The following is a 25,813-nucleotide window of genomic DNA, read 5'->3' on the forward strand; positions in this document are numbered from 1 at the left end:
GGTTGCGGCGGCCGGGCATCATGGCCGCCGTGATCCCCACCTCTGCGCTGCGCGCCTCCGGTTCGCTCTTCGGCCTCGCCTACGGCGACGCGTTGGGTAAGCCGACCGAGTTCCTGACCGTCGCCGAGATCGAGCGCCGGTACGGCCCGACCGGTCCGCGTGAGCTGTCCGGCGAGCCGGCGCTGGTCACCGACGACACCCAGATGGCGCTGGCCGTCGGTTGGGCGCTGCGCGAGGCACCGTCGCTCACGCCGGAGGTCGTGGAGCCACTGCTGCGGCAGCGCTTCCTGACCTGGGCGGTCAGCCCGGACAACAACCGTGCCCCGGGGATGACCTGCCTGCGCGCCTGCGCCGAGCTGAGCCGTGGGGTGCGCTGGCAGGAAGCGACAGTGGCCGGGTCGAAGGGCTGCGGGGCCAACATGCGGGTCACCCCAGTCGGGTTGCTCGACACGGACCTCGACACGCTCGCCGGGTTGGCCCAGTTGCAGGCCGGGCTGACCCACGGCCACCCGACCGGGCTGGCCGCCAGCGAACTCACCGCGTACGCGGTCTTCGCGCTGCGCGCCGGCATCCCGCTACCAGAGCTCCCCGCGGTGCTCACCGAGCGGGCACTGTCCCAACGCCTGGTCTACCGGGAGCGGTGGCTGGGAGATCTTTGGCAGCGCCCGGGGGTCGACACGCCGGAGGAGTTCATCGCCCGGGGCTGGGACGAGTGCCTGGCAGTGCTGGGCCGACTGACCACCACCCTGGCGCAGCCGGACGACGGCAGCGACCCGTGCCTGGCCACCGGGGAGGGCTGGGTGGCCGAGGAGGCGCTGGCCACCGCGCTGCTCTGCGCCGTACGGCACGTCGACGACCCGGTCTCGGCACTGGCCCGGGGCGCGACCACCGCCGGCGACTCCGACTCCATCGCCGCCCTGGCCGGCGCCTTCGTGGGCGCGGCAGTCGGCATGACCGCCTGGCCGCGCGAGTGGGTCAACCGCATCGAGTACGCCGACCAGCTCGCCACGCTCGGCGCGACCTGGGACTGACCCCGCTCGGTCCGGCCTGGCCCGACTGACCCGGCCCGCCGGGCGGTGGGCGACGGGCGGTGGGCGACGGGCGGCCGCGGGGTGGTCAGGCGGTCGGTAGGTGGCGCAGGCTGCGGACCTTTCGCCACAGGTCGGCGTCGCAGTGGCCGGCGTGGTCGGCGAAGGCGGCCGAGGTGAGTCGGATCGGTTCGGTGAGGCTCAGGTAGCTGTCGTGCTCCGCGCCTGGGTCCCAGTCCCGGGTGGGAATCCGGACGTGGTCGTCCCGGTCGCTCTTGTCCTGGCTGGTGATCTTCAGGACGTCGGCGCCCCGGGAGTCGGCGCGCAGCACCAGGCACGGGCGCACCTTCGACCCGCTGCCGTCGGCGTACGGCACGTCGGCCCACCAGATCTCACCGGGCGCCGGTGTGTCGTCGTGCCGGTCCGTGTCGCGCGAGCGGGGTTTGGTGGACGGCCGCTCGGCGCCCCGGGGCCGCGGCGGGGTGGGACGACGGCCACCCGTGCCGCCCCGGCCCGGCCGGGTGCCCGGACGCCGGTCGGACAGCCGGTGCCGCCAGCTGTTCCACACCCAGCCGGCGGTCACCGCCAGCAGGATCGCCACAGCCCACAGCAGTGCCTCGCGCATCCGTACCTCCGCCTCCCGGCGTCCCACGGACCGCCCTCGTCCGGCGATCCTCGCACGCCACGGTCCGGGCCGCCGGCCAACCACACCGCGGCTGCCGAGCCGCCCCGAGCCGCCCTATTGTCCCACCGGCCCGATACGGTGCCGGAGTAGCGTGATCAGGGAGGTCGCAGGCGTGTCCGAAGGTGGCGGTGTGTCCGAGGAGCAGATCGGTCAGCAGGTCAGCCCGGCGCAGGAGGCGGCGGCCGGGGCCGAGCCGACGCCGCAGGCCCGGGAGCGGCATGCCGCGCTCAGCCAGGAGCTGACCGAGCACCAGTACCGCTACTACGTCCTGGACGCGCCGACCATCCCCGACGCCGACTTCGACAGGCAGTTGCGCGAGTTGGAGGCGTTGGAGGCGCAGTTTCCGGCGCTGCGGACGCCCGATTCGCCGACCCAACGGGTGGGCGGCACGTTCTCCACCGACTTCACCCCGGTCACCCACGCCGAACGGATGCTCTCGCTCGACAACGCCTTCGCCGACGAGGAGTTGGCGGCCTGGGCCGAGCGGGTCGAACGGGACGCGGGCGGCCCGGTGCCCTACCTGTGCGAGCTGAAGGTCGACGGGTTGGCGATCAACCTGACCTACGAGAACGGCCGGCTGGTCCGGGCCGCCACCCGGGGCGACGGGCGCACCGGTGAGGACGTCACCGCCAACGTGCGCAGCATCAGGGACGTGCCCAGCCAGCTCGCCCCGTCCGCCGAGTTCCCGGACGTTCCCGAGCTGGTGGAGGTCCGGGGCGAGATCTACTTCCCGATCGCCGCGTTCGCCGATCTCAACGCGGGTCTGGTGGAGCAGGGCAAGGCGCCCTTCGCCAACCCCCGCAACGCCGCCGCCGGCAGCCTGCGCCAGAAGGATCCACGGGTCACCGCCACCCGGCCGCTGCGCCTGGTGGTGCACGGCATCGGCGCCCGCCGTGGGTTCCAGCCCACTGCGCAGTCCGAGTCGTACGCGGCACTCAAGTCGTGGGGGTTGCCGACCAGCGACAGGTGGCGGGTCGTTCCGGACCTGGCCGGCGTGGCGGAGTTCATCGCCTACTACGCCGAGCACCGGCACGACGTCGAGCACGAGATCGACGGCGTGGTGGTCAAGGTCGACCCGGTCTCCATCCAGGGTCGGCTCGGGTCGACAAGTCGCGCCCCGCGCTGGGCGATCGCCTTCAAGTACCCGCCGGAGGAGGTCACCACCAAGCTCCTCGACATCGACGTCAACGTGGGGCGCACCGGCCGGGTCACCCCGTTCGCCGTGCTCGAGCCGGTGCGCGTGGCCGGCTCCACTGTCGCGCTCGCCACCCTGCACAACGCCCGCGAGGTGGAGCGCAAGGGCGTGCTGATCGGCGACACGGTGGTGCTGCGCAAGGCCGGCGACGTGATTCCCGAGGTGCTCGGCCCGGTGGTCGACCTGCGGCCCGTCGATGCCCGGCCGTTCGTCATGCCGACCAGTTGCCCGGCCTGCGGCACCCCGCTCGCGCCGTCGAAGGAGGGCGACGTGGACATCCGTTGCCCCAACACCCGCAGTTGCCCGGCCCAGTTGCGGGAGCGGGTGTTCCACCTCGCCGGCCGGGGCGGGTTCGACATCGAGGTGCTCGGCTACAAGGGCGCGGCAGCGCTGCTCGACGCGGAGATCATCAGCGACGAGGGTGACCTGTTCCAGCTCGACGCCGAGCAGTTGTCCCGGTCGCCGTTCTTCGTCAACAAGGACGGCAGCCTGGGCAGCAACGCCACCAAGTTGCTGGACAATCTCGCGGTCGCCCGGGAACGGGACCTGTGGCGGGTGCTGGTGGCGCTCTCCATCCGGCACGTCGGCCCGACCGCGGCCCAGGCGCTCGCCCGGCACTTCCGCTCGATGGATGCCATCGACGCGGCCACCGAGGAGGAGCTGTCCTCCGTCGACGGGGTCGGGCCGACCATCGCGGCAAGCATCCGTGAGTGGTTCGCGGTGGACTGGCACCGCGAGGTGGTCCGCAAGTGGGCCGAGGCCGGCGTACGGATGGCCGAGGAGGCTGTCGACGAGGGGCCGCGCCCGTTGGAGGGGCTGACGGTGGTGGTGACCGGCACGCTCGCCGGTTTCTCGCGCGACCAGGCCGCCGAGGCCGTGCAGAGCCGGGGCGGCAAGGTCAGCGGGTCGGTCTCCAAGAAGACGAGCTTCGTGGTGGTGGGGGACAACCCCGGGTCGAAGGCCGACAAGGCCGCCAGTCTCAAGGTGCCGGTGCTCGACGAGGACGGGTTCCGGCTCCTGCTGGACGCGGGCCCGGACGCCGCACGGGACGTCGCTCAGCTGGGCGGCTGACTCCGCCGGCGGCCGGACACGGCGACTGGCCGCGTATACCAACTTAATTACGACTACGACCGATTCGTGACTGTCATACCGGGAAACTGGGGGCCGAGGGCGTTTCATTGGGTCACGGCGTGCGCACCGGCACGCCGATGGTCGGTCGGGAGGTGTGGTGGAGGTCGCCGACCCACGCAACTCGCTTCCTGCGGGACGGGTCGCACCGTTCGCCGCCTTCGTCGCCGGCATCCTGGCGGTCGCCGCGCTGACCGCTGCCGTTCCACTCGCGACGCTCCCCGGCGACCTGTCCCGGCTGCCTGTGGCGTTCTGGACGATGGCTGCGCTCGCCGTGATCTGCGACGCGCGCCCGTTCGTCCCACCGGGTCGTCGGCAGACGTCGGCGGTGTTCCCGTCCACCTGCTTCACCTTCGCGATCCTGCTCGGCTGGGGCCTCGGCCCGGCGGTGGTGGTGCAGGCGGTGGGGGTGGTCGTCTCGGGCTGGCGGATGCGGCACGCCGCGTGGCGCACGGCGTTCAACGTCGGCCAGTACGCGTGTGCCCTCGCCGCCGCGTACGGGGCTATCCAGCTCGGCTCGGGCACGATCTTCTCCGGCGGGCGGTTGCACTGGACCGACGTGGCCGCCGTCGGCGGTGCCGCGCTGGCCTGGTTCGTCGTCAACTACGGGTTGGTCAGCTGGGCGGTGCGGCTGCGTTTCGGGGATCGGTGGTGGCCCACCGTCCGCCAGGGCCTCGGCTTCGAGTTGCTCTCCACCGGCTCACTGCTGCTGCTCGCCCCGGTGCTTGTCGCCGCGGCGCGGGTCAGCGCCGCGTTGATCCCGCTGGTGCTGGTGCCGCTCTTCGCCGTCTACCGGATGGCCCGGTTGACGAACGAACAGCAGCACCTCGCCGCCGCCGACCCGCTGACCGGGCTGCCCAACCGCAAGGCCCTGCTGACCGAGGTGGCGGAGCAGGTGCACCTGCATGCCGAGCGGACCGCCCGTGGCGAACCCGACGGGCAGCTCGCGCTGCTGCTGATCGACCTGGACCGCTTCAAGAACGTCAACGACGCCCTCGGGCACGCCGTGGGCGACCGTCTGCTGGTCGAGGTCAGCGCTCGGCTGACCGACGTGCAGCCCCGACCACAGATGATCGCCCGGCTCGGCGGTGACGAGTTCGCCATCGTGATGACCGGTCTGACCGATGTCGGTCAGGCGCGGGAGTTGGCCGACCGGGTGGTCCAGGCGCTGGCCGAGCCGGTGCCGCTCGACGGGCTGCCGTTGGACGTGGGCGGGTCGATCGGGATCGCCGTCTTCCCGGAGCACGGCGAGGACTTCGCCACCCTGATGCGCCACGCCGACGTGGCGATGTACGACGCCAAGCACCGCAACGACACGGTGGCCGTGTACGCCCCGGAGTCCGACCACAACTCGGCCGAGCGACTCGGCCTCCTCGCCGACCTGCGCCGCGTACTGGAGGCCGGCCCATCGGCCGAGCTGCCGTTGGATGCCGAGCCGGCAGGTCAGGGGGAGGGTGCGGCTGCGCAACCGGACGGGGACGGCGTGCCGAGCGACACCGAGCGGACGGCTGACGTACCCCTTGGCGCGTCGGCGGAGGTGCGCGGCGGTGACGGGGCGGCGCTGCCCACCGGGGCCCCGGCCGAGGAGCGCTGCCCACCGTGGCGCCGGGGCGGCCCGCGCCAGCGGCGGACCCGGCGCCGGCGGTCGGCACGGCATCGCCGGGAGCTGGCCGGTGGTGGGCGCGCCGTCGACGTACCGATGCCGAGCTGGTGCACTCCGATGAGCTGATCAACCGGATCGCCACCGGAGCCGACCCGATCCGGGGCCGCAACGCCCGTGCCACGGTCGCCGGCACCCGTCCCGGCCCGACCCGGGAGCGACGCGCCGGCGGCGGGATCGGCCGGCGGTCCCCGAACGGGAGCACTGTGGGCAAGGGGCGCACCGGGGCGCGGCGGGACGTCGGGCCGGGTGCACCCGGGCAGCCACTCGAACCGACCGGGTGGGCGCACGCGGACGATGAGCCGGCCGACGACGCCGGGGAAATCACCATGTACTACCAGCCGCAGATCGCCATCGCGACAGGTGAGGTGGTCGGCGTCGAGGCCCTGCTGCGGTGGCGGCACCCCCGTCGGGGCATGGTCGACCCGGAGGAACTCATCCGGGTCGCCGAGCAGAGCGCGGTGATGCGACTGCTCACCCGTCGTGTCGTCGACGACGTGGTGGAGCAGCTCGCCAAGTGGTCGGCGGCCGGCATCGGCCTGCGCGCGGCGCTGAACGTGAGCGTGCGCGACCTGCACACAGGTGAGATCGCCGACCAGATCGCCGACCGGTTGGCCCGCTACGGGGTGCCGGCCGAGCGGCTGCAGGTCGAGATCACCGAGGGCGCGTTGATGGCCGACCCGCGTCGGGTGCTGGCCACCATCTCCCGGCTGCACCGGATCGGGGTGGCCATCGCGCTCGACGACTTCGGCACCGGCTACTCCTCCCTCCAGCACCTGCGCCGCCTGCCGCTGTCCGAGGTGAAGGTGGACCGGTCGTTCGTCCTCGGCATGGCCGACGACGCCGACGACGCGGCGATCGTCCGGTCGATGATCGAGCTGGCCGGCGCTCTGGGGCTGCGGGTGGTCGCCGAGGGTGTCGAGGACGAGCGGACCTGGCGGATGCTGCACGCCGCCGGCTGCGACGCCGCTCAGGGGTGGTTCTACGCCCGGCCGATGCCGGCCGAGGAGTTGGTCACCTGGCTGGCCCGGTACCGGCCGGTCCGCCCGACCGGCGGGCACCCGCAGCCGGATGTCGCTCGCCGCCCCACCCGCTGACCCCGGCACGAGGGCCGGCGGAGGGGGAGTCGAGGACGCGGCACCGGAGCGGAACAATAGACTCGCTCCGGTCACCGCGTGTCACGCTCTACCCGTCGCGCGGCCGGCACACCGCCCGACCAGCAGGAATTCAGAAGGGGGCACGGATGGCCGCCATCTCCCGCGAGGAGGTCGCGCACCTGGCGCGCCTGTCGCGGCTCGCCGTCACCGAGGAGGAGCTGGACACGTTCGCCGGCCAGCTCGACGTGATCCTCCAGGCGGTCGCCCAGGTCGGCGAGGTCGCTGCCGCGGACATCCCGCCGACCTCGCACTCGGTGCCGCTGACCAACATCTTCCGCGAGGACGTCGTCACGCCGTGCCTGACGCCGGAGGAAGCGCTGTCCGGCGCGCCCGACGCCGAGGAGCAGCGGTTCCGCGTACCGCGGATCCTGACCGAGGATGTGGCCTCATGAGCGAGCGGCAGCGAGCGAATCAGCAGTGCAGCGCCGTGGTGCCTCATGGCGTCGCGGAGCGAAGCGGAGTGACGGCATGAGCGATTTGACCAGAATGACTGCGACGGAGATCGCGGCCCTGGTCGCGGGGGGCGAGACCTCCGCCGTCGAGGTGACCCAGGCGCACCTGGACCGGATCGCCGCTGTCGACGACCGGGTGCACGCCTTCCTGCACGTCGACACCGACGGTGCGCTCGCCGCGGCCCGTGCGGTGGACGAGCGCCGGGCCGCCGGCGAGGTGTTGGGCCCGCTCGCGGGTGTGCCGGTCGCGGTCAAGGACGTGCTCGCCACCCGTGGGGTGCCGACCACCGTGGGGTCGAAGATCCTGGAAGGCTGGCGCCCGCCGTACGACGCGACGATCGTGCAGCGGCTGCGGGAGGCCGGCACGGTGATGCTCGGCAAGACCAACATGGACGAGTTCGCGATGGGCTCCTCCACCGAGTACTCGGCGTACGGCGCGACGCACAACCCGTGGGACCTGAGCCGGATCCCGGGTGGCTCGGGTGGTGGCAGCGCCGCCGCGCTGGCCGCGTACGAGGCGCCGCTGGCGATCGGCTCGGACACCGGCGGCTCGATCCGCCAGCCCGGCGCGGTCACCGGCACGGTGGGTGCGAAGCCCACCTACGGCGGCACCTCCCGCTACGGTCTGGTGGCCTTCTCCTCGTCGCTCGACACCCCGGGCCCGTGTGCCCGTACGGTGCTCGACGCGGCCCTGCTGCACCAGGTGATCGGCGGGCACGACCCGCGTGACTCCACCTCGATCCCGCAGCCGGTGCCGGATGTGGTGGCGGCGGCGAAGCTCGGCGCGACCGGCGACCTGACCGGTGTGCGGCTGGGCATCGTGAGCGAGTTCGTCGGCGAGGGCGCCGAGCCGGGTGTGATGGCCGCGTTCCGCGAGTCGGTGGACGCGCTGACCAAGATGGGCGCCGAGGTCGTCGAGGTGTCCTGCCCGACGTTCGCGTACGCGCTGCCGGCGTACTACCTGATCGCCCCGAGCGAGTGCTCCTCCAACCTGGCCCGGTTCGACGGTGTCCGGTTCGGCCTGCGGGTCGGCGACGACGGCAACCGGTCGCTGGAGGAGGTCATGTCGCTGACCCGTGAGGCCGGCTTCGGTCCGGAGGTCAAGCGCCGCATCATGATCGGCACGTACGCGCTGTCGTCGGGTTACTACGACGCGTACTACGGGCAGGCGCAGAAGGTCCGGACGCTCATCACCCGGGACTTCACCGCGGCGTTCGAGCGGGTTGACGCGCTGATCTCGCCGACGACCCCGTCGGTGGCGTTCCCGATGGGCGCGCGGACCGCCGACCCGTACCAGATGTACCTGGCCGACCTGTACACGATTCCGACGAACCTGTACGGCGGGCCGGGCATCTCGGTGCCCTGCGGGCTCTCCGAGGGACTGCCGGTCGGTCTGCAGGTGATGGCTCCGACGATGGCCGACGACCGGATGTACCGGGTCGCCGCCGCGTTGGAGTCCGCCGTGGGCACGTTCACCCCACCGACGCTGTGAGGCAGGAGCCCCGATGACGACGACACTGCCCGCGTACGACGAGGTCGTTGCGCGCTTCGAACCGGTGATCGGCCTGGAGACCCACGTCGAGCTGGGCACGAACACCAAGATGTTCTGCGGTTGCCCGACCGACTTCGGTGGCGAGCCGAACACCCGGGTCTGCCCGGTGTGCCTGGGCCTGCCCGGCTCGCTGCCGGTGGCCAACAAGGCGGCCATCGAGGCGATCATCCGGATCGGCCTGGCGTTGAACTGCTCGATCGCTGAGTGGTGCCGGTTCGCCCGGAAGAACTACTTCTACCCGGACATGCCGAAGAACTTCCAGATCAGCCAGTACGACGAGCCGATCTGCGTCGACGGCTACCTGGACGTCGAGGTCAACGGCGAGACGGTGCGGATCGAGATCGAGCGGGTGCACCTCGAGGAGGACACCGGCAAGACGCTGCACGTCGGCGGTGCCACCGGCCGCATCCACGGCGCGACGGAGTCGCTCGTCGACTACAACCGTGCCGGCATCCCGCTTGTCGAGATCGTCACCAAGCCGATCACGGGCACCGGCGCGCTGGCCCCCGACGTGGCGAAGGCGTACGTCAACGAGCTGCGCGACGTGATCCGCACTCTCGGCGTCTCCGACGTGCGGATGGAGGAGGGTTCGCTGCGTTGTGACGTGAACACCTCGCTCAACCTGCCGGGGGCGGAGTGGGGCACCCGTACCGAGACCAAGAACGTCAACTCGCTGCGGTCGGTGGAGCGGGCGGTCCGCTCGGAGATGCTGCGGCAGGCGTCGGTACTCGACGCGGGCGGCCGGATCACCCAGGAGACGCGCCACTTCCACGAGGACACCGGCGACACCACCCCGGGCCGCTCGAAGGAGACGGCCACCGACTACCGGTACTTCCCCGAGCCGGATCTGGTGCCGATCGCCCCGGACCCGGCCTGGGTCGCCGAGCTGAAGGCCGCCCTGCCGGAGCTGCCCCGGGTGCACCGGCGTCGGCTCCAGGAGCAGTGGGGCCTCTCCGACCTGGACATGCAGTCGGTGCTGAACGCCGGCGCGGTCGAGCTGATCGAGGCCACCGTGGCCGCCGGCACCACCCCGGCCGCGGCCCGCAAGTGGTGGCTGGGTGAGCTGTCCCGCCGGGCCAACGAGAGCGGCGTGGAGCTGGCCGAGATCGGTGCCACCCCCGCCCAGGTCGCCGAGTTGCAGGGGCTCGTCGACGCCGGCAAGCTCAACGACAAGATGGCCCGCACGGTGTTGGAGGGCGTGGTCGACGGTGAGGGCTCGCCCACCGAGATCATGACCAACCGGGGCCTGGAGGTCGTGTCGGACACCGGCGCGCTCACCGCCGCCGTCGACGAGGCGATCGCCGCGAACCCCGGCATCGCCGACAAGATCCGCAGTGGCAAGGTCGCGGCTGTCGGCGCTCTGGTCGGCGCGGTCATGAAGACCACCCGGGGCCAGGCCGACGCGAAGACCCTGCGTGAGCTGATCCTGGAGCGCCTCGGCGTCCAGGGCTGACACCCACCCGGAGAGAAGGCCGCCGCCGCGACCCGGCGGCGGCCTTCCGCCACCCCCTGTCGACCATGCGGCCACCCCGCACCCCTCGCGTGGGCGTCAACGGCGACGCCTGGATGGAGTCACAGTGACCCAGCACGACCTCGATGTCCTCGACGAGATCCAGCGGCGGGTGCTCTGGCTCGCCACCCGGATCGTGGACGCCGCCAACCACGACCGGGCCACCGGCGACGGTGTGAAGGTCGGCGGTCACCAGGCGTCCAGCGCGTCCCTGGTCACGGCGATGACCGCGCTCTGGTTCGCGCACCTGGACGCCGAGGACCGGGTCGCCGTCAAGCCGCACGCGTCCCCGGTCTTCCACGCCGTCCAGTACCTGCTCGGCAACCTGGACCGCTCCTACCTGCCCCGGCTCCGGGCCCGTGGCGGCCTCCAGTCGTACCCGTCGCGCACCAAGGACCCGGACGAGGTGGACTTCTCCACCGGTTCGGTGGGCCTGGGCGCGGCGGCGCCGCTCTTCGCCGCCGCCACCCGGCGGTACGTCGACGCGCACTTCGGGGCCCGACCACACTCCCGGTTCGTGGCGCTGATCGGTGACGCCGAGCTGGACGAGGGCAACATCTGGGAGGCGGTGGCCGACCCGGCGACCACCGGGCTGGGCAACGTCATGTGGCTCGTCGACTTCAACCGCCAGTCGCTGGACCGGGTGGTCCCCGGCATCCGGATCAACCAGTGGCGGGGTCAGTTCGAGGCGGCCGGCTGGCACGTCGTGGAGGTCAAGTACGGTCGCCGGCTCGCCGAGGCGTACGCCCGGCCGGGCGGCGCGGCGTTGCGCGACTGGATCGACGCGATGCCCAACGAGCAGTACCAGTCGCTGTTCGGGTTGGCCGGGCCGGTGCTGCGCAAGCAGTTCCTGGACGGCGCGCCGGCCGAGGTGGGTGCCTTCGTGGAAGGCATCGACGACGAGGACCTCGGCCCGCTCGTCACCGACCTGGGCGGGCACGACCTTCAGGCGATGCTCGACGCGTACGTCCAGTGCGACGCGGTCACCGACCGGCCCAGCGTCGTCTTCGCGTACACCGTGAAGGGTTGGGGGTTGCCCATCGCCGGCAATCCGCGCAACCATTCCGCGCTGCTCAGCTCGGAGCAGGTCGACACGCTGCGCGCCGCGCAGGGGTTGACCGCCGAGACCGAGTGGGACCGCCTCGACCCGGCGTCACCCGCCGGGATCCAGGCCGGCGCCCGCCGGGAGGCGCTGTCCCGCGCGCCGCGTGAGCGCGCGCTGGGGGTCACCGTTCCGGAGAGCACGGGAGTACGCGCAACGAAGCCGATCTCCACGCAGGAGGTCTTCGGGCGGGTGCTCGTGGACCTGGCGCGGGACCGGGAGGTGGGCCGTTACCTGGTCACCACCGCCCCGGACGTGGCCACCTCCACCAACCTCGCCGGGTTCATCAACAAGACCGGGGTGTTCGCCCCCACCGAGCAGCGTTCCTGGACCGAGGACCGGATGCTGCGCTGGATCCAGAGCCCCGCTGGGCAGCACATCGAGCTGGGCATCTCGGAGATGAACCTGTTCCTGCTGCTCGGCCAGCTCGGGCTCTCCTGGGACCTGTCCGGGCAGCCGCTGCTGCCGGTGGGCACTGTCTACGACCCGTTCGTGCTGCGGGGCCTCGACGCGTTCCTGTACGGCACCTACTCCGGCTCCCGGTTCGTGGTGGCCGGCACACCGTCCGGCATCACCCTCGCCCCGGAGGGCGGCGCCCACCAGTCCACGATCACCGCGTCGGTCGGCCTGGAGCTGCCCGGGGTGACCTTCGTCGAGCCGGCGTACGCGGCCACCCTCGACTGGCTGCTCTGCGACGCGCTCGGGCAGATCGCCGGCGGGTCGGCCCCGGCCGCGACCGCCGCACCCGCCGAGGACGGCGCGTACTACTTCCGGTTGAGCACCCGACCGCTGGACCAGGCGCCGTTCGAGGCGGCCCGGGCGCGGCTCGGCGACGCGGTGCTGCACCGCGTCGCCGGGGCGTACCGGCTTGTCGACGCGCACCAGGCGTACCCGCATCTGGCCGACGCCCCGGTGGTGCAGCTCGCCGCCTCGGGCGCGGTGCTGCCCGAGGTGCTGGCCGCCGCGGCGGAGCTGGCCGACGAAGGCATCGCCGCGCACGTGGTGGACGTGACCTCGCTGGACCGGCTCTACCGGGCCTGGCAGCGCACCCTGCGCCAGGGCGTACGGACCGCCACGGTGCCCAGTGTGCCGGGCGCGCTGCGGTCCGCGTTCGCCGATCGGGTGCCGGTGGTGACGGTGCACGACGCCGCCTCGCACGCGATGGCCTGGCTCGGCTCGGCGGTCGGCGCGCCGGCGGTGCCGCTCGGCGTGGACGAGTTCGGTCAGTCCGGCAGCGTCTCCGAGCTGTACGAGCTGCACGACCTGCTGCCCGGCAGCATCGTCAACGCCGCCCTGGCCGCCATCGCCCTCCGCTGACCCGTCCCGCGCCCGCCCGGTCAGCGGCGGGCGTCGGCGTCGGCTCAGCCGGTCGGCGTGGGTGTCGGTGTGGCGGGGTCTCCGCCGCTCGGCGTGGGCGTGGGTGTGGCGGGGACACCGGCGGTCGGGTTCTCCACCAGGCGTCGTTCCAGGTTGACCTGGGCCTGCCCGGTGCCGCCGACGGTGATCGTGTCGTACGCCTGGAGCATCTTCTGCTCGTCGAAGTAGAGCACGCTCATCGACAGGGGGGTGGGCTTCTCGCCCTCCAGACCGCGCAGCCCGGCACCGCCGGTGGAGCCCTCCACCATCAGCGTGGTGGGCTGCTGCCCGGGCACCTGCGGCAGCTTGGAGACCTGCCGGGCGTGGGTGTGCCCGGCCAGCACCAGCGGGCAGGTGCCGGAGAGCGGCCCGGCCGACGCCGGGTCGTGCACGAGAGCGATGTTCACCGGTCGCGGTGAGCTGCGGACCGTCGCGGCGAGCTGGTTGCCGGCCCCGATCACCTGGTCGGCCACCTGCTGGGTCAGCCCACTGCCGGCGGGGGAGGTGTTCTTGTCCGGGGTGAAGCGCGGGTCGCCGATGCCGGCGATGGTCAGCCCGGCGACGGTCGTGGTCGTGTTGTTCAGCACGATCGCGTTCGGCTGGCGGGCCACCGCGGCGGCGGTCTTGCCGGAGTCGTGGTTGCCCCGGATGAAGACGTACGGCTTCTTCAGCAGGCCGATCGAGGCGACGAAGGAGGCCTCCGGCTCGCTGCCCCAGTCGGTGATGTCCCCGGTGTCGATCACCACATCGATGCCGAACTGCTCCACGACCGTCCGGATCAGTTGCCAGCCGGTCGGGTTGAGGTGCATGTCGGAGACGTGCAGCACCCGCGTGGTGCCCGGGGTCGGTTCCAACAGCGGAAGCGCCGAGACGGTGGTGTAGAGCTGGCTGACGTTGCCCACCAGGCGCTGCAACTGCTCCGCGTACTTGGTGTAGTCGTTGGCGATCCGGCGGGCGTCACCGACGATGGCCGGCGCGTTGACGAGCAGCCCCTCGTAGCGGGGTTCCTCGATGGCCTGTGGACGAAGGGTGGCAGCCGCGGTGCCGAGGCTGCCGGCGGTGACCAGCAGCGCCAGCCCACCCGCCCAGGCGGTGCGCCGGACGTTGCGGAAGATCAGCCCGGCCAGGATCAACGTGACGAGCACCGACGCGCCGAGGGTACGCAGACCGAGGCGCATCACCCCGGAGCGGACGTCCTCCACGGCGCTCTGGCTGGCCCGGCTGATGCTGGCCGGATCGTCGATCAGCGCCTCGGTGCGCCCCTGGTCGAGGGCACCCAGCCGGACGGTGAGGTGGGTCGGCCCGTCGTGGCTGTCGAGCAGCAGCGCGCCGAGCGGCGGGATGTCGACGGTGGTGCCGCCGTCCCGAGCGGGGGAGATGCTGAGGTTGGCCCGGAACGGGCCGATGTCGGTGCTCACCTGGCCACCGGCCAGCACCCCGAGCACCGCCCCGGCCAGTGCCACGGCGAGGACGGCGACGATCAGCCCCAGGCGGCGCAACGGGCCGGCGGCACCGACCCGCCAACCCGTCGCGCGCGGCCGATCGTCGCCGGTCACCGGGTCGTCCCGGTCATCGGCGTCGTCGTGCCGCTCGTCGCGTTGCCCGTCCATGCTGAAAGTCTGACCTGCCCGTCTAAAGATCTTGGTAAACCTGAACGGATGGTGACGAAATCAGCTGCGCCCGCCGTCGCCGCCCGCGAAGACCAACCGCAGGAGCCGGTCGTCGTCGCCGGCCGGGTCGCCCCGCCCGTCGTGGTTGGAGGTGCTCACCCAGAGTGACCCGTCCGGTGCCGCGGCCACCGCGCGCAGCCGGCCGTAGCGGTTGGTGAGCAGCTCACTGGGCTGACCGAGCAGCGTGCCGGTGTCGGTCAGCTCCATCACCCAGAGGCGCTTGCCCCGCAGGCAGCCGGTGACCAGCAGCCGGTCCGTGGCGGCCAGACCGGAGCAGGACGCGTCCGACGTCGCCCACTGCGCGATCGGGTCGGTGAACCGCGTGTCGCCGGCCTGACCCTCGACCTCCGGCCAGCCGTAGTTGCCGGCCTTGGTGATCCGGTTGATCTCGTCCCAGGTGTTCTGGCCGAACTCGACGGCGTACATCCGCTTGGCGGCGTCCCAGGCGAAACCCTGGACGTTGCGGTGCCCCATCGACCAGACCGGGGAGTTGGGGTACGGATTGCCGGCGGCGGGCTTGCCGTCCGGTGTGATCCGGAGGATCTTGCCGCCGAGGCTCTTCACGTCCTGGGAGAGGGGGCGCTGACCGGCGTCACCGGTGCTGACGTAGAGCTGCTTGTCCGGGCCGAAGCCCAGCCCACCGCCGTTGTGCACGTTGGCCTTGGGGATGCCGGTGAGGATCGGGGTGGGCTGCCCGCCGAGTTGCAGCCGGGCGACCCGGTTGTCGCGCTCGGCGGTGTAGTAGACGAACACCGTCCGGTCCCGGGCGTAGTCGGGGGAGACGGCGATGCCGAGCAGGCCACCCTCACCCGCCGCCGCCACGTCGGGGATCGTCTGCACCGGGCGGACCCGCAGCCCGTCCGGCCCGGACTCGGGCCCGACCTGGAGAATCCGGCCGTTGTCCCGTTCGGTGACCAGCGCGCCGCCGTCCGGCAGGAAGGCGATGGCCCAGGGCACCCGCAGACCCTTGGCGAGCACTGTCGCCACCGCCTGCTGGCCGGCGCCGCCGGGGCTCGCCGACGCGGACGGGGTCGGCAGGTTGGGCGGCTCGCCGGCCGGGTCGGGGTCCGGCTCGCCGAAGCTGCAACCGGCGGTGAACAGCAGCGCCGCGCAGGACGCCGCGAGGGCCACCCGGAGGCGGCGGATGCGAGGGTACGGGGGACGGGCGCTCACCCGGCCCAGGGTAGCCCGCCGCGCGGCCCGGCCGGGTCCGTCGAGATCCAACGGGTGCCGATATCCCGCTCGGTGGTCCCCGGTGGACCGGTCACCGTGCCCGTACGGCCAGCAGCGCGGTGTCGTCCTCACGGTGCCGGATCGATGCGAGCAGCAGGTCGCACAGGTCGTCGAGGGGCAGTGTGTCGGTGCCGGACAGCCGGCCCGCCAACTCGGCCAACCCCTCGTCGATGGATCGGTCCCGCCGTTCGATCAGCCCGTCGGTGTAGAGCAGCAGGGTGTCGCCGGTGGCCAGGCTTGTCGAGTGGCTGCTCCGCGGCGACGGACGGGCCAGGCCCAGCAGCGGTTCCGGTATCGCCTGCAGGACCTCGACCGTCCCGCCGACGCGGACCACCAGGGCCGGCGGGTGCCCGGCGTTGGACCAGGTCACCTCGTGCGCACCGGCGCGCTGCGGACAGATCCGGACCAGCGTCGCGGTGGCGGCGATCGGCAGCCGCAAACCGCGGATGGCGCCATCGAGGTCGCTCAGCAACGCCCCGACCGCGTCCGGCCGGCCGAAGGCGTTGCCCCGCACCAGGTTGCGCAGCTGGCCCATGGTCGCCGCCGCCTCGATGTCGTGCCCGGCCACGTCCCCGATCGCCACGATCACGTCGCCGTCGGGCTGCACGAAGGCGTCGTACCAGTCGCCGCCCACCTCCACCCGGTCGGCCGCCGGCTGGTAGCGGGCCGCCAGCTCCAGCTCCGCCACCTCCGGAAGCCGGGGCAGCATGCTGTGTTGCAGCACCTCGGCGACGTGCCGCTGCTCGCCGTACATCGAGCTGTTGCCGACGGCCTGGCCGGCCCGGCGGCCGATGTCGACGGCGGTGAGCAGGTCCCGGTCGTCGAACTGCTGACGTTGGCCGCCGTTGACGAGGGTGATCGCCCCCAGCACCGTGCCGCCGACGCCCCGCACCGGCACGCTCAGGTAGGAGGCGATGCCCAGCCGGCTGGCGATGGAGGCCATCTCCGGCTTGGTGGTGCCCCTCGTCACGTCGGCCAGGGACGCCACGCTGCCGAGCCGGGGCTGGCCGGTCCGGAGCACCGCCCGGATGCTCGAATCGGGGCTCAGCCCGGTGCGCAGCAACTCGCCGAACCGGTCGACGTCCGCCGCGCGGGCCGGGTCCCGGTGCACCGAGACGACCTCGCGGGGCAGGCCGGTCGGCCCGATCAGGGTGAGCAGGCACCAGTCGGCGAGCAGCGGCACCATGGTGGCGGCGAGCCGGCGCAGCGCGGTGCCCACGTCCAGGGTGCCGGCCAGCGTCTCGCTCACCCCGGCCAGCAGCTCCAGCCGTTCGTGCGCCTGGACGACCCGCCGCCGGGCCTCCTGCGCCCCGTCGAGCGCGATCCGCAGTCGCAGCTCCGACGAGCAGGCGGCGGCCAGATCGGCCAGGGTCCGCAGCTGCGCGGCCGTCCAGGCTCGGGGCTTGCTGTCGATGGCGCAGAGCGAACCGAGCACCCGACCGGAGAGGTCGGTCAACGGCATCCCGGCGTACGCGACCACACCGAGGTCGTCGATGGCCAGGTTCTCCCGGACGCGGGGGTAGAGCCGGGCGTCCGGCAGCACCATCGGCACCTCGATGTCCACCACGTGCTGACAGAACGAGTGGCTCAGCGGGGTCTGCCGGCGCTCCGACCAGGGCTCGGGCAGGCCGACCGCGCCGGGGAAGAACTGTCGGTCGGCGGAGACCAGGGAGACCAGCGCGACAGGCACGTCCAACAGGTCGCTGACCAGCCGGGCGAAGCGGTCGAACGCCTCGTCCGGAGCGGCGTCCAGCCCGGTGTCGGCGAGCGCGCGCAATCGCGCCGGGTCGCCGAGCACCGGAGGTGGCGCGATCGAACGCCGGGCGGTGGCGGGGGAGCCGTCGGTCATCGAGCACCTGTCTGCCGGGGCGGAGGCCGACCGGCCCTCCGACCCTTCGTTATACCTCGTTCAGGTCGGAGTCGAACATCGGTGTGCTGAGTCTCGCCCGCCCCGGACCCACGCGCCATCCCCCGGGACGCCGGTTCGCCGCCGTGCCCGCAGCGGCCGCGGCGTCGGGGACTATCGTCGGCGGACGTGAAGGTATGGATCCCGCACCAGGCCGGCCTGAACCTCCTGGGTGAGCTGCCCCCGGACGTGACAGTGGAGGTCTTCGAGCACACCGACCGGATGCCGTCCGAGGCGGCCGACGTCCGCTTCTGGGTGCCGCCGTTCCTGGGTGGCTCGGACGCGACGGCGGTGCTGGGTGAGCTGCCCGACCTGGCGGTGGTGCAGTTGCTCTCCGCCGGGGCGGACGCCTGGGCCGGCCGGACACCGCCCGCTGTCACGCTCTGCGATGCCCGGGGCGTGCACGACCCCTCCACCGCCGAATGGGTCGTCACCGCGATCCTCGCCCAGCTACGGGCGTTCCCGGCGTTCGTCCGCGCCCAGGCCGAGCGGCGCTGGACGTACGCGGAGAACACCCCGACCGACGAGCTGACCGGCAAGCGGGTGCTCATCATCGGCGCCGGCTCGATCGGTGCCGCGGTGCGCGACCGGCTCGCCCCCTTCGACGTGACCTTCACCCTGGTCGCCAGGACGGCCCGCCCGGAGCAGGGGGTGCACGCCGTCGAGGAACTGCCCCGGCTGCTGCCCGACGCGGACGTGGTGGTGGTGCTGGTGCCGCTCACCGACCAGACCCGTGGCCTGATCGACAAGGCGTTCCTGGCCGCGATGCCGGACGGGGCGCTGCTGGTCAACGGCGCACGGGGTCCGGTGGCGCACACCGAGGCGCTCGTCGCCGAGCTGGAGACCGGCCGGATCATGGCGGCGTTGGACGTCACCGACCCGGAGCCGCTGCCCGCCGACTCCCCGCTCTGGGCCATGCCGAACGTGCTGCTCACCCCGCACGTCGGCGGGTCGGTGCGTGGGTTGTTGCCACGGGCCTACCGACTGGTGGGCGATCAGGTACGCCGCTTCGCCGCCGGGCAACCGCTGATCAACACGGTGGTCGACGGCTACTGACCGGGTGCGTCCGCCGGAGCGTCGGGCAGCGGCTGGCCGGCTGCCGCGACCAGCCGGGGCAGATCCGCCCCACGGACGGCGGGCAGGGTGACCTGGTGGCCGTCGTAAAGCCGGGCGACTGCGCGTCCGCGCTGGTCGGTGGTCAGCTCAAGGACCTGGTCCCAACCGATCCGACGCTGCCCGACCAACGCCCGGATGCGCAGCTCCCGCGCGTCGGCGTCGGTGCCGGCCCGCCAGGCCCACACCGCGACGGCGAGCGGGACGAGCAGCACCGGCAGCAGGTAGGTCCGGGCGTTGGCCAGCGGCAGGGCGCCGATGAAGGCGATGATCGCGGCCACCAGGATGGCTTGGTTGTACCGGAAGCGGACCGTGTCGGGCTTACTCACCCTCCGATGATCCCACTCCGGACCGGCTCGGCTCGCGGCGGGCGGTGCCAGCAGCGTGCGGTACGCCGTACAGTGACACGGGTCGTTGTCTCCCCTGAGTGACCGGCAAGTAACCGATCCGGCCGTCCATCGTTGCCAATCGTGGGTAGCGGACTCGCAACGTCCGATGTCCCGCACCGCCGCACCGCCCCCGTGCCCCCTCACGAAGGCGACCGCCGTGCTCCTCGCGTACCCGTTCCGCGTCCTCGTCCCCCGCCGTGCGGCACCGGAGGCCGCCACGTCCGTGGCGGTGGCGCTGCTCCTCCTCGCCGGTGCCGCCGATCTGGTCCCGACCTCGGTGGTGATCGCGCTGGCCGCCGGTGCCGGCGCCACGCTCGCCGGGCTGCGCCTCTCCCGGCTGGCCACCCGGCGCGGCACCGATCCGACACCGCGTGCGGCGGGCGTGCTGCTCGACGCGGCGGTGGTGGCGGCCGGTCTCACCGCCGTCGTGCTGCCCCTGACCGACATCGGGCACACCCTCCCCGTGCTGATCGGGTCGCTTGTCGTGGCGGCCCTCGCGACGGCCGGTCTGCGTCAACTCCCCGGCCGCTCGCGGCCGGCGGCCCCGGTGCTGCTGCGCTGGCTGGTCGAGGCGACCGGCCCGGCCGTCGGTCTGGCCCTCGCCGGCTGGCTGCTGCTGCCCCGCGACGGCCTGCCGGTCCCGGTTCGACTGGTCTGCGCGTTGACGCTCGGCGGGCTGGGCATGGCCGCGCTGAACGCGTTCGCCGGGCCGCGGCGGCGCTCGGCCGCGGCCGTCTGCCGGGGCGGTGTCCTGCTCACAGTGGGCGGGCTGGTGCTGCTGGCCACGTTGCCGTCCGCACCGGCCGGGCGGGTGGCCCTGCTGGCCGTACCCCCGTTGGTGTTCGGGATGTTGCTCGTCGCGGTCGGCGCGGCGGATGCGGCGGACGACCAGGGGCCGGCCGAGCCGGTCGCCGCGGCCTGGCCCCGGTCGGTGCTCCCCGCAGCGGTGCTGCTGCTGGCGTCGGGGCTGCACCTGGGCGCCGGCCGCGCACCGGACCGGACGAGCGTGTTGTTGGCCCTGGCGGCGGTGCCGCCCCTGGTGCTCCGCGAGCTGCTGGGCTCGGGCGACGCGCCCACGTCCGTTCGGCGGGCCGCTCACCGCCGACCGGGTGGCCGGTCACTGCGGCACCGCCGCTCGGCCCCGGCGCGCTGGCCGGGCACGTCGGAGCCGCCGCCCGAGCGGGGCCCCGGCGCCCCGGAGGGCGCGGTCACCGCGACCGTGGCCGGCTCGACCTGGTCGCCCGATCACCACCCCGCGTGGTCGGGGCTGAACCGGCGACCCACCGCGCCGGCGGGCGGCACCCCGGCGACCGGGCTGCACTGCTGGACGCCCTGGCCGCGATCGGCGACGTCCCGGCGCCGGCCGGCGCGCTGCTGCTGGTGGACCTGCACGGCACCGACGGGATCGGCCCGAGGGCCCGGGAGGACGTGCTGGCCGAGGCGGTGCACCGGGCCCGCGCGGTCATCGCTTCCGACGACCTGGTCACCGGGTGCACGGGTACCGGCTTCGCTGTGGTCACCGCAGCCGGCCCGGTGCTGGCGTACGCGCTGGGCACCCGGCTGTTGAGCGCGCTCGGCCCGCCCTACCGGCTGGCCGGCGCGATGCTGCGCGTGCAGACGAGCATCGGGTTGGCCGAGGTGAGCGGCGCCGGGCCGGCGGACGTGCTCCGGCAGGCCGAGCTGGCCCGACGACGGGCCGTGCAGTTGGGCCGGGATCGGGTGGAGTGGTACGACGCGTTCCTGGAGGAACAGCTGGTCCGCCGGCTCGACCTGGAGCGCGAGCTGCCCGGTGCGGTGGCGCGCGGTGAGCTGGATCTCGTCTACCAGCCGGTGGTCGACCTGGCCGACGGGCAGCCGGTGGGCGCTGAGGCGCTGCTGCGGTGGCGCAGCCCGGTGCTCGGCACGGTGCTCCCGGCCGAGTTGCTGCCTGTCGCCGAGGATCTGGACCTGGTCGGCGAGTTGGAGTGGTGGGTGCTGGACCGGGCCTGCCGGCAGTTGTCCGACTGGTCGGTGGGTGTCCGGGAGCTGTGGATGGCTGTCAACGTCACGACCCGGGAGCTGACCACTCCCGACTTCGTCCAGCGGCTCGCGGCAGTGCTGGCCGCCTACGGGGTGCCGCCGGAGCGGCTGGTGGTGGAGGTGAGCGAGCCGAGGGTCGCCGGTGACCTGCCGACGGTGGTGGCCCGGATGGCGGGGCTCCGGTCGCTTGGCGTACGCACCGCGTTGGACGACTTCCGGGCCGAACACGCCTCGCTGGCGCAGCTTCGCCGACTGCCGATCGACCTGCTCAAGGTGGGCCCGGAGTTGGTGGGCGCGCGGCCGGACGGGCAGCCACCGCTCATCGACGTGGTGGTCAACGTGGGCGAGCGGCTGGGCGTCGAGATCGTCGCCGAGGAGTTGGAGTTGTCGGCCCAGGTCGAGGGGGCGCGCCGGGGCGGTTGCCGGTACGGGCAGGGGTTCGCGCTGGCCCGTCCGGCGACGGCCGAGCGGGTCGAGGCGTACTTCGAGGAGTTTCCCTCAGCGTCCCGCTGAACCGGTTCACTTGTCCCGGGGTGGTGCGGTGCTCCCGCGCGGTGTGAGGTGGGGCGTCTCGTCCTGCACCCGGCCGGCCGGCTGGCCCGCGACAACGGCGAGCAGGTGCCGGGCGGCATGCGCGCCGTACGCCGGGATGTCCCGGCCCAGCGCGGTCAGCGGCGGGTGCACGAGGCGGCACAGCGGCGAGTCGTCCCAGGCCACGATGGACAGATCACCGGGCACGGTCAGGCCCATCTCCTGGGCGACGGAGAGCCCGGCGATGGCCATCACGTCGTTGTCGTAGATGACAGCGGTGGGCCGGTCGGCCGAGCTGAGCAACCGGCGGGTGGCCCGGCCGCCCTCCTCGCCCGTGTAGTCGGACCAGACGGTGACCGCGTCGACCAGGCCGAGCCGCTCGCAGACCGCCGCGAAGGCGTCGGTGCGGATCTCGGTGTGCCGCAGGTCGGGCAATCCGGCGACCCGGGCGATCCGCCGGTGCCCGAGCGCGACCAGGTATTCCACCGCCTCGGTCAGCGCCGCGGCGTCGTCGGACCAGAGGCTCGCGAGGTCACCGGTGCCACCCGGGCCGCCGATCACCACCGCCGGCAGTTGCAGCTGTTCGAGTGCGAGGATGCGCCGGTCGTCGGTGCGCAGGTCGCAGACGAGCACCCCGTCCACCCGACGTTCGCCCCACCAGCGCCGGTAGACCGCGATCTCGGCATCGTGGTCGGTCACCACCTGCAGGGTCAGCGCGTACGAGCGGGCGGAGAGTTCGGCCTCGACACCGCTGATCAGCGCCATGAAGAACGGCTCGACGCCGAGTGTCCGGGCCGGTCGGCACAGGGCCAGGCCGATCGCACCGGCGGTCGCGGCGGACAGGGCGCGGGCGGCGCTGCTCCGGCTGAACCCGATCTCCGTGGCGATGGCGAGGATGCGCTGCCGGGTGGCCTCGGAGACGCCGGGCTGCCCGTTCAGCGCGTACGACACGGCGCCCTTGGACACCCCGGCGCGTCGGGCGACGTCGGCGATGGTCGGCCGCTTCACCGGCGTGCTCCTTCGCTCTGTGGCCGTTGACAGCCCGGATTTCCGAACCGTACGGTGGCTCAGCTTATCCGGTTCAGTAAGCATCTTTCGATGCAGAAGGTGCGGTGACATCGTGAGCCGACAGGCACTCTACGACGGTTGGACCCTGCGGGCGGCCCCCGGAGCGCAGGTGCCCGGGGAGATCGCCGGCCGGTCCGTGCCGGCGACAGTGCCCGGCTGCGTGCACACCGATCTGCTCGACGCCGGGCTGATCCCCGACCCCTACCTCGACGACAACGAGCTGGCACTGGCCTGGATCGGGCGCACCGACTGGGTCTACCAGACCACGGTCGTGCACCGGGCGGGCGACGACGACCGCGTCGACCTGGTCTGCGCCGGCCTGGACACTGTCGCCACGCTCACCCTCAACGGTGTCGAGGTCGGCAGGACCGCGAACATGCACCGCGGCTACCGGTTCGACGTCCGACCGCTGCTGCGCGACGGGGACAACGACCTGGTCGTCACCTTCGACTCCGCGTACCGCTACGCCGAGGCGCAGCAGGAGCGGCTCGGTGACCGGCCGAACGCCTACCCGGAGCCGTTCCACTTCATCCGCAAGATGGCCTGCAACTTCGGCTGGGACTGGGGGCCGACACTGGTCACCGCCGGCATCTGGCAGGAGATCAGCCTGCACGCGTGGTCGACCGCCCGGCTGGCCACCGTCCGTCCACTTGTCACAATGGATGGTCGTGACGGCCGGGTCGAGGTGCACGTCGAGGTCGAGCGCGCCACGGACGTCCCGCTGACCGTCCGTGCCGCCGTGGCCGGCGTCCGCGCCGAGGTGGTCGTCCCGGCCGGGCAGCGCACGGCCGTGCTGACCCTCACCGTCCGCGAGCCCGCGCTGTGGTGGCCCCGGGGGTACGGCGACCAGGCCCGTCACCCGATCGAGGTGACGCTGCACGCACCGGACGGCGACACAGTGGACAACTGGTCGCACCGGATCGGCTTCCGCTCGGTACGGCTGGACACCGCGCCCGACGAGCACGGCACCCAGTTCTCGTTGTCGGTCAACGACGTCCCGGTCTTCGTCCGCGGGGTCAACTGGATCCCGGACGACGCGTTCCCCACCCGGATCACGCGCGACCGGCTGGCCGAGCGGTTCGACCAGGCGGTGGGTGCCAACGTCAACCTGCTGCGGGTGTGGGGCGGCGGCCGGTACGAGTCGGCGGACTTCTACGACCTCGCCGACGAGCGCGGGCTCCTCGTCCAACAGGACTTCCTCTTCGCCTGCGCGGCGTACCCGGAGGAGGAGCCGTTCGGCTCCGAGGTGGCCGCCGAGGCCGCCGAGCAGGTGACCCGGCTCGCGCCGTACCCGTCGCTGGTGCTCTGGACCGGCAACAACGAGAACATCTGGGGCTGGCACGACTGGGACTGGCAGCAGGCCCTCGCCGGGCGCACCTGGGGGCGCGGCTACTACCTCGACGTGCTGCCCCGGATCGTCGGCGAGCTGGACCCGACCCGCCCGTACTGGCCGGGCAGCCCCTGGTCGGGCACCGAGGCCATCCACCCCAACGACCCGGCGCACGGCACCACCCACATCTGGGACGTGTGGAACACCGACGACTACACCAAATACCGGGAGTACGTCCCGCGCTTCGTCGCCGAGTTCGGGTACCAAGCCCCACCGGCGTACGCCACACTGCGGCGGGCGTTGAGCGACGAACCCCTGGCGCACGACTCACCGGGCATGGCGCACCACCAGAAGGCGGCCGGCGGTGACGCCAAGCTCCAGCGGGGCCTCGACGCGCACCTGCCCGCCCCGGCTGACTTCGACGACTGGCACTACCTCACGCAACTCAACCAGGCCCGGGCGATCCAGCTCGGGGTGGAGCACTTCCGCTCCCACCGGGGCGTCTGCGCCGGCACCATCGTCTGGCAGCTCAACGACTGCTGGCCGGTGACCTCCTGGTCGGCGGTCGACGGCGACGGTCGCCGCAAACCCCTGTGGTACGCGCTGCGCCACGCGTACGCCGACCGGCTCCTCACCGTGCAACCCCGCGACGGCGGCCTGGCCCTGGTCGCTGTCAACGAGACCGCCGAGGCCTGGACCGCACCAGCGGCGGTCACCCGGTTCACGCTCACCGGGGAGCCGAGGGCGAAGACCTCGGTCGACCTCGACGTCCCGGCGTACTCCTCGGTGGTGCTGGCGCTGCCGGCGGACCTGGCGCGGCCGGACGAGGGCCGTCGCGAGTTGCTTGTCGCGGAGGCCGGTGGCACAGCGGCCCGCGCCCTGTGGTTCTTCGCCGAGGACCGGGACGTGGACTGGCCGGTGGCGGCCTGGGACGCCACCGTCGAGCCGGTCGACGGCGGGCAGCGGGTCCGGGTCACGGCCCGCACGGTGCTGCGCGACCTGACCCTCTTCCCGGACCGGTTGGACGCCTCTGCCACTGTGGACACGGCCCTCGTCACCCTGCTGCCCGGTGAGTCGGCGACCTTCGACGTGCGGGCCGAGGGGTCGCTGGACGGGGCGGCTCTGACCAGTCGACCCGTGCTGCGCTGCGTGAACGACATCGCAGGGCGGACGGCACCCTGAGGAGCACAGTGATCACCGAACACGTCCGGGACGCGGCGGCGACAGCGTTCGTCTTCGGGTTCTTCGCCTCCAGCTGGTTCGGCTGGGCTCAGGAGGCGCCCCCGAAGCCGTGGCGGCCGGTGCTCATCGCGGGTTCGGTCCTCGCCCTGCTCACCGCTACCGCCGGAGGTCTCCTCGCCTGGAGCCACTGGTCGGACGGGACCGCGTTCGACGCCGACACCAGCCGAACCTTCGGCATCGTCGTCGGCATCGAGTTCGGTGTCGCCGCCATCGGCGCCGGGTTGCTCGCCCTGCTGCGGCGTCGCGAGCTGATCGCCCCGTGGGTCGCCCTGGTCGTGGGCGTCCACCTCTTCCCGGTGGCGGAGCTGCTCGGCTACCCGCTGATCCACCTGGTCGCCGCGCTGGTCACCGTGGCGGCGCTCGTGGCGGTCCCGGTGGCCCGGGCCCGCGCGTTGACGGTGAGTGCGGTGGTCGGGCTCAGCACAGGTGTCACGCTGCTGCTCGGCGCGGTGTCCTCGCTGATCATCGCCCTGGTCGCGTACTGAGA

Annotated in this window: 17 protein-coding genes and 1 pseudogene; 12 read left to right on the top strand and 6 right to left on the bottom strand. The window is 73.0% G+C overall.

The window, feature by feature from the left end:
* Nucleotides 1-20: 20 nt before the first annotated feature.
* The gene (locus tag ACQP0U_RS06285) at nucleotides 21-1,031 is read left to right on the top strand and encodes an ADP-ribosylglycohydrolase family protein (RefSeq protein ID WP_433316587.1); all 1,011 of its coding nucleotides are present in this window, start codon (nucleotides 21-23) and stop codon (nucleotides 1,029-1,031) included.
* A gap of 85 nt (nucleotides 1,032-1,116) precedes the next feature.
* On the opposite strand, the gene ACQP0U_RS06290 is transcribed toward ACQP0U_RS06285, so the two are convergent.
* Complete coding sequence (locus ACQP0U_RS06290; protein ID WP_433316589.1) at nucleotides 1,117-1,653, bottom strand: type II toxin-antitoxin system PemK/MazF family toxin; 537 nt, start codon at nucleotides 1,651-1,653, stop codon at nucleotides 1,117-1,119.
* 190 nt (nucleotides 1,654-1,843) lie between these two features.
* Between ACQP0U_RS06290 and ligA the strand changes: the two genes are divergently transcribed.
* The 6 genes and pseudogenes from ligA (at nucleotide 1,844) to ACQP0U_RS06320 (ending at nucleotide 12,786) form a co-directional block, all read left to right on the top strand.
* The gene (gene ligA, locus ACQP0U_RS06295; RefSeq protein WP_433316591.1) at nucleotides 1,844-3,979 is read left to right on the top strand and encodes an NAD-dependent DNA ligase LigA; all 2,136 of its coding nucleotides are present in this window, start codon (nucleotides 1,844-1,846) and stop codon (nucleotides 3,977-3,979) included.
* 157 nt (nucleotides 3,980-4,136) lie between these two features.
* Nucleotides 4,137-6,793, top strand: a pseudogene (locus ACQP0U_RS06300) (EAL domain-containing protein).
* Nucleotides 6,794-6,939: 146 nt separating this feature from the next.
* Nucleotides 6,940-7,245, top strand: a complete 306-nt coding sequence (gene gatC, locus ACQP0U_RS06305; protein WP_433316593.1) for an Asp-tRNA(Asn)/Glu-tRNA(Gln) amidotransferase subunit GatC — start codon at nucleotides 6,940-6,942, stop codon at nucleotides 7,243-7,245.
* A 76-nt stretch (nucleotides 7,246-7,321) separates the two neighbouring features.
* Complete coding sequence (gene gatA, locus ACQP0U_RS06310) at nucleotides 7,322-8,797, top strand: Asp-tRNA(Asn)/Glu-tRNA(Gln) amidotransferase subunit GatA (RefSeq protein ID WP_433316595.1); 1,476 nt, start codon at nucleotides 7,322-7,324, stop codon at nucleotides 8,795-8,797.
* Nucleotides 8,798-8,810: 13 nt separating this feature from the next.
* Nucleotides 8,811-10,310 (top strand): Asp-tRNA(Asn)/Glu-tRNA(Gln) amidotransferase subunit GatB, encoded by a 1,500-nt coding sequence (gene gatB, locus ACQP0U_RS06315; RefSeq protein WP_433316597.1) that lies wholly within the window; start codon nucleotides 8,811-8,813, stop codon nucleotides 10,308-10,310.
* A gap of 124 nt (nucleotides 10,311-10,434) precedes the next feature.
* Complete coding sequence (locus ACQP0U_RS06320; protein WP_433316599.1) at nucleotides 10,435-12,786, top strand: transketolase-like TK C-terminal-containing protein; 2,352 nt, start codon at nucleotides 10,435-10,437, stop codon at nucleotides 12,784-12,786.
* A gap of 44 nt (nucleotides 12,787-12,830) precedes the next feature.
* Here ACQP0U_RS06320 and ACQP0U_RS06325 read toward each other — a convergent pair whose 3' ends face one another.
* The 3 genes from ACQP0U_RS06325 to ACQP0U_RS06335 form a co-directional block, all read right to left on the bottom strand.
* A complete protein-coding gene (locus ACQP0U_RS06325; RefSeq protein WP_433316601.1) occupies nucleotides 12,831-14,435 on the bottom strand; it encodes a metallophosphoesterase in 1,605 nt (534 codons plus the stop codon).
* A gap of 60 nt (nucleotides 14,436-14,495) precedes the next feature.
* Nucleotides 14,496-15,668: a PQQ-dependent sugar dehydrogenase gene (locus ACQP0U_RS06330; protein WP_433316603.1), complete on the bottom strand. Its 1,173-nt coding sequence runs from the start codon at nucleotides 15,666-15,668 to the stop codon at nucleotides 14,496-14,498.
* Nucleotides 15,669-15,759: 91 nt separating this feature from the next.
* Nucleotides 15,760-17,577 (bottom strand): SpoIIE family protein phosphatase, encoded by a 1,818-nt coding sequence (locus tag ACQP0U_RS06335; RefSeq protein WP_433316605.1) that lies wholly within the window; start codon nucleotides 17,575-17,577, stop codon nucleotides 15,760-15,762.
* Nucleotides 17,578-17,763: 186 nt separating this feature from the next.
* On the opposite strand from ACQP0U_RS06335, the gene ACQP0U_RS06340 reads away from it, so the two are divergent.
* Nucleotides 17,764-18,690 carry a 2-hydroxyacid dehydrogenase gene (locus tag ACQP0U_RS06340; protein ID WP_433316607.1) on the top strand — a complete coding sequence of 309 codons (927 nt, stop codon included), beginning with the start codon at nucleotides 17,764-17,766 and terminating at the stop codon, nucleotides 18,688-18,690.
* Here the strand turns inward: ACQP0U_RS06340 and ACQP0U_RS06345 are convergent.
* On the bottom strand, nucleotides 18,684-19,076 hold the full coding sequence (locus ACQP0U_RS06345; RefSeq protein ID WP_433316609.1) for a PH domain-containing protein: 393 nt from the start codon (nucleotides 19,074-19,076) through the stop codon (nucleotides 18,684-18,686). The genes ACQP0U_RS06340 and ACQP0U_RS06345 overlap by 7 nt on opposite strands.
* 217 nt (nucleotides 19,077-19,293) lie before the next feature.
* Here ACQP0U_RS06345 and ACQP0U_RS06350 point away from each other — a divergent pair, with 217 nt between their 5' ends.
* Nucleotides 19,294-20,703, top strand: a complete 1,410-nt coding sequence (locus ACQP0U_RS06350) for a hypothetical protein (protein ID WP_433316611.1) — start codon at nucleotides 19,294-19,296, stop codon at nucleotides 20,701-20,703.
* A complete protein-coding gene (locus ACQP0U_RS06355; protein WP_433316613.1) occupies nucleotides 20,649-21,668 on the top strand; it encodes an EAL domain-containing protein in 1,020 nt (339 codons plus the stop codon). The genes ACQP0U_RS06350 and ACQP0U_RS06355 overlap by 55 nt, the downstream gene beginning before the upstream one ends.
* Nucleotides 21,669-21,674: 6 nt before the next feature.
* Here ACQP0U_RS06355 and ACQP0U_RS06360 read toward each other — a convergent pair whose 3' ends face one another.
* Nucleotides 21,675-22,694: a LacI family DNA-binding transcriptional regulator gene (locus ACQP0U_RS06360; protein WP_433316614.1), complete on the bottom strand. Its 1,020-nt coding sequence runs from the start codon at nucleotides 22,692-22,694 to the stop codon at nucleotides 21,675-21,677.
* A 112-nt stretch (nucleotides 22,695-22,806) separates the two neighbouring features.
* Between ACQP0U_RS06360 and ACQP0U_RS06365 the strand changes: the two genes are divergently transcribed.
* On the top strand, nucleotides 22,807-25,266 hold the full coding sequence (locus tag ACQP0U_RS06365) for a glycosyl hydrolase 2 galactose-binding domain-containing protein (protein ID WP_433316616.1): 2,460 nt from the start codon (nucleotides 22,807-22,809) through the stop codon (nucleotides 25,264-25,266).
* 8 nt (nucleotides 25,267-25,274) lie between these two features.
* Nucleotides 25,275-25,811: a hypothetical protein gene (locus tag ACQP0U_RS06370; RefSeq protein ID WP_433316618.1), complete on the top strand. Its 537-nt coding sequence runs from the start codon at nucleotides 25,275-25,277 to the stop codon at nucleotides 25,809-25,811.
* The last annotated feature ends 2 nt before the right edge of the window (nucleotides 25,812-25,813 follow it).

Origin of the sequence: Micromonospora sp. CA-269861 (assembly GCF_050948505.1) — a bacterium.
In the GTDB taxonomy this organism is placed as follows: Bacteria; Actinomycetota; Actinomycetes; order Mycobacteriales; family Micromonosporaceae; genus Micromonospora.